General features: G+C 60.6%; 3 protein-coding genes. All 3 read right to left on the bottom strand.

The window, feature by feature from the left end; all coding sequences use genetic code 11:
- Window positions 1-775 (bottom strand): hypothetical protein (locus tag AYR66_RS14010; RefSeq protein WP_206047174.1); only part of this gene is annotated, 775 nt, incomplete at its 3' end.
- Window positions 772-2,409: a hypothetical protein gene (locus AYR66_RS14005; protein ID WP_088707987.1), complete on the bottom strand. Its 1,638-nt coding sequence runs from the start codon at window positions 2,407-2,409 to the stop codon at window positions 772-774. The genes AYR66_RS14005 and AYR66_RS14010, both read right to left, overlap by 4 nt.
- Window positions 2,406-3,545 (bottom strand): tyrosine-type recombinase/integrase, encoded by a 1,140-nt coding sequence (locus AYR66_RS14000; protein ID WP_088707986.1) that lies wholly within the window; start codon window positions 3,543-3,545, stop codon window positions 2,406-2,408. The genes AYR66_RS14005 and AYR66_RS14000 overlap by 4 nt, the downstream gene beginning before the upstream one ends.
- Window positions 3,546-4,093: the final 548 nt, after the last annotated feature.

Genomic DNA, 4,093 nt, shown 5'->3' with positions numbered 1-4,093 from the left:
GCTGATACGCCTGCAACGGCGGCAACCCGCGTGAACGCAGATGGCGATTCTTCAGCACGAACATCCGTTTGTAGCCCACTGTCGCCCGGCGTTCCAGGTCCGCCAGTTCGTCACGCACCTGCAGCAGTAGCGGCGCTTCTTGCAGCACCGCATCGGCGTGCCGGAACAAGGCCGACGCAATCTCGAGCGGAATGGACTGCGTGCCCGACACCGGCTTGCCGCGCGTACTCAGGCCGGCGACATCGCGGGCAGAGCTTTCAGGCCATGGATGGGCCGGCAGGTGGTCCTCCAGGTGATCCCTGAGGATCCACGCCAGTTCCAGTACCGTGTATTCGTGCACCGCATGCACGGCCCTGTCGCGTGCACGGATGCGCTGCACATAGGATTCGATATGCAGCGGCCGGACATCCGCAAACCGCTGCACACCGAGCGTGTCCAGGTAACGCACCAGCCGCTGCAACCGACGGAACACACCGGCCAGGGTGGAGGCGCCCGGGGCTTTCCACCCCGGACGCCCATGCACCCAGTACGCATACAGCAGCGCCTTGGCGCTCTCGCGCCACACAGGCGGCAGGCGATCAAACCGCAGGCGCCGCATCCCGGGCGTCGCATTGGAGTTTGGCATCAGCGGCGTCAGGTCCCACACCATGTCCCCATACAGGCACAACACTTGGCGTGCGCCATCCGGATCGGACACGTACGTGATTGGCCACTGGTCACGGTCTGCGGGCGCAGGTGCCGGCGCCACCACGGCGCGACGCATTGCTCCGTTCATGCCCGCGCTCCATGCGGCAGGCCCAGGCGGTCGCGTGTTTTCCAGTACGGGTGCGGCTCACGGCGTGCACGTTCACGCGCGGCCTTTACTGCTGCAGCCGGGAAGTCCGGCGCGATCTCGGTATCGATGATGTCCCGCACATGTCCGTACCACTGTTCCCAGTCGCTGGCGTTAAGGATGGTGCGCTCGCTGTCGATCAGGTAATAAAAGCTGAACAGCCGCCACAGGTCTTCTGTGGTGACCACCATGCTCTTGCACTGGAAGCAGCTGAGGAAGTCGGTGCAGAGCCGACCCGGCTGTTGCGGCGCGCGTTCCCCGTGCACCGGGTCGGCACAACATCCAACCGGCGTGGCAGCCGCAGGCGCGGCCGTCTCCGGTCCTGGCGATGCAGTTTGCAGCGTCGACAGCAGGGTCGTGCCGGCGAAGTGGAATGCACGCTTGGCTTCCGGCGATATTTTCAGGTAATGACTTTGGGAGACTTGCACCGAATGACCAGCTAGACGCGCCGTGACCAGCATGTCCCGGCCGCTCAGCTCGTACAGCCGGTTGACGAAGGTCTTGCGCAACGTCGCCACGTTCACCCGTAACGGTTCCCCGTCATCGCCAACAAGGGCGTGGCGCCGGACCAGCCGTTGCGCGGCAAGAATGAGCTGATCGACGGTGAGCGCCAGCACCGAGCGTGGACGCCCCACCTGTTCACGGCGATACAGCCACAAGCGCTGCTGCCATTCGGCCGGTGCCTCGGCAACTAGTGGGGCCGTCCTGTCCTTGACCCAGTCATACCACCACACCACATCGGTCTGCGCCGATGCGGTTTCCGCCAACTGGTCGCTCCAGCGCATCGACTGCACATGAGTAGCATTGCCACGTCGCTTGTGGGAGACCAGCATGCGCCAGTTCGGCTTGAGCGGATGCGGCAGCAGCGCGTCCCGTGACAGCTCCAGCAGCGGCGTGGTATTGAGACCGGTCCGCAACGCGATCAGTAGGCATACCAGCGCGAGCGCCTGGCCGTCTGTGCCGTCGAACTCATCCCTGGCAATGGCCGCCAGTTCGACGCGTAACGCCTCTGCAAACCGGCGCCTGGCCTCCAGCGATAACGGCTGCTCGCCCTGGTAATGCCGGTTGACATTGGGGAAGGGATTGACCGGGAACAGCAGCCGGCGGTCTGGCAGCCGCCCCTGCCGGCAAGCTTGCACCAGGATCGATTTGCTCTTGGTATAAATCGACTTTTGCGCGACATAGCTGAGCGCTTCCCCATCGTCTCGCAGCTGGCGCCGAATCCACGCAATGTAGTGGTCGATGAATGGGCGGTGAATCTCTTCGACTTGCAGCTCGCGGCCTTGCGCCTGCGCTTGTTCAACGCAATAGGACAAGAACTTGCGTACCCCGCCATTAAACAACGACGTCACCGATGTCTTCTGGTAGGTGCTGGCCACGTACAGCTGCCGCAGGGATTGCGCGAGAAGGTTGGTGATCGCATCGATGCGTTTTCCGTACCATGGCGAGAAGTCGAAGCGCTCCTGCGCTTCGACTGAGCCGTCACCGGCCATCCCGCGATCGATGGCAGCGTCCGTTTCAGTGATGACAGATCCCCTATCCGCCTCGGGCACATCAAATCGTTTGCGCGGCTTCATGGCGTCACGCCCCCGGCAAACAACTGGTCCACCTCACGCTGGTAATCGTTGAGCACCCCGTCTTCAATCTGTTCCAGGTAATGCAGGTATTTTTCAGTGGTGCTGATATGGCTGTGTCCCATCCGTTCCCGCAAGTAGAGCAGTGCATTGCCGATATTCATCGCGCTGCGCAGCGCATGCAGCGTATGCGTCGCATAGGTGTGGCGCAGCATATGGCAATGCACCTTGTATCCAACGCGCCGCGATATCGCCTCGAAGATCTTTCCCATGCCGCCATTCGTAAACGGCCTCCCATCGGCCGTCAGGAACAACGTCGCTGGTTCTGCCCCACCATGGCGCCTTGCCAGCATCGGACGGTACGTGTGGCGATACTGCCAGAGCTGGTCCAGCAAGTGCCGCGTCAGATGAATCGTGCGCTTTTGCCGCCCCTTGATTTGCACATGCGCTGGGTCGAGCAACACCGGAAACACCCGCCGATCGGGGCCTGCCATGCCGCCATTCATCACATAGTGTTCCGGGAATGTGGCCAGTTCCATGCGGCGCAATCCCGTCTGCAACCCCAGCAGCACGATCAGATAATGTGTCGGGTTGCCCGCTACGGCATGCAGCACTTCTGCCACCTGTCCCTTGGACAGGACCGGGAACACGTCTCGTCGTTGCTTGAGCAAGATATCGGGCGATGTGGTGCTGGTTAAGCGCTGTGCGTGGACCAACATGCCGCCACCGGCACGCCGCACGACCGCCTCATCGTCGAACGGCAATTCGCCAATCAAGCCCCGATCGCGCGCCCAGCGGTAAAAGCGCACCACCAGCCGCAGCCGGAAATTGACTGTGCTTTCCTTGTTGCGCTTGAGTGCCCAATCACGGTAACGGGCAAGGATGGAGGGGATACCCGCCTTTTGACGCTGCTCCCAGGCGTGGCCTGCGCCCTCGAGATACCCAAAATAGTCGTACAGCGCTTCGCCATAGGCGGTCCAGGTGGCGGCCGACCGTACGCGCCCGCGATGCAGGCATTGATGAATCAGAAATTGCAGCGCCGGAACGACAATGGCTCCGTTCCGATCAAGCAGGATGGGGATGTCAGGATAAGGCTGTTGCGACAGCTGGAATTCGTCTGTGCTGTGGATGAGTCTCACGTCCCCCGGTCTCGCTATCCTCTTGATTTAAATCTAGATATTTCGGCAACAACGGCGACGGACTATAACATATGAAATAACATCAGTCCCCGCCTAGTCGAGTTCCGATCACTTCCCGAGGTACTCCTGTAGCGGCTTGTTTCTGAGCGAATGAGTCCTACACTTGAGGAAGCCCAGCCACCACCGGCCAGCGGCAATAAGAAAAATATATGAGGGAGACGTATGACAATGCTATTCGAGAAATGCACGAGATTTTATTGCGGGCGCACCTATCTCCTCGAGCGCTTTAGTCCGTGCTTTGCCGCTGCAAATGAAATTGGCAAAATCAAATGTCCGTACTGCGGCGCCGAGCATGAGGCTGATTGCCATTACGGGTATCGGGCGGATGCGTTACCTCCCGAACTCGACGAATGGCTTTCTCTTATTGAATAGCTCCCACAAGACTTCAACTGAAGTTTAGCGACGGCATATGTGACGTTTTTCTCCTAGTGCCGAATGGGCGAATGCCCGGCGCAAAACCATGCATCAAGCGGTAAGACGCAATTGAT

The sequence above is a fragment of the Noviherbaspirillum denitrificans genome (assembly GCF_002211445.1).
Classification (GTDB): domain Bacteria; phylum Pseudomonadota; class Gammaproteobacteria; order Burkholderiales; family Burkholderiaceae_D; genus Noviherbaspirillum; species Noviherbaspirillum denitrificans.
Note: the sequence above shows the minus strand (reverse complement) of the source record. Positions and strands in the feature narration are given on the sequence as shown.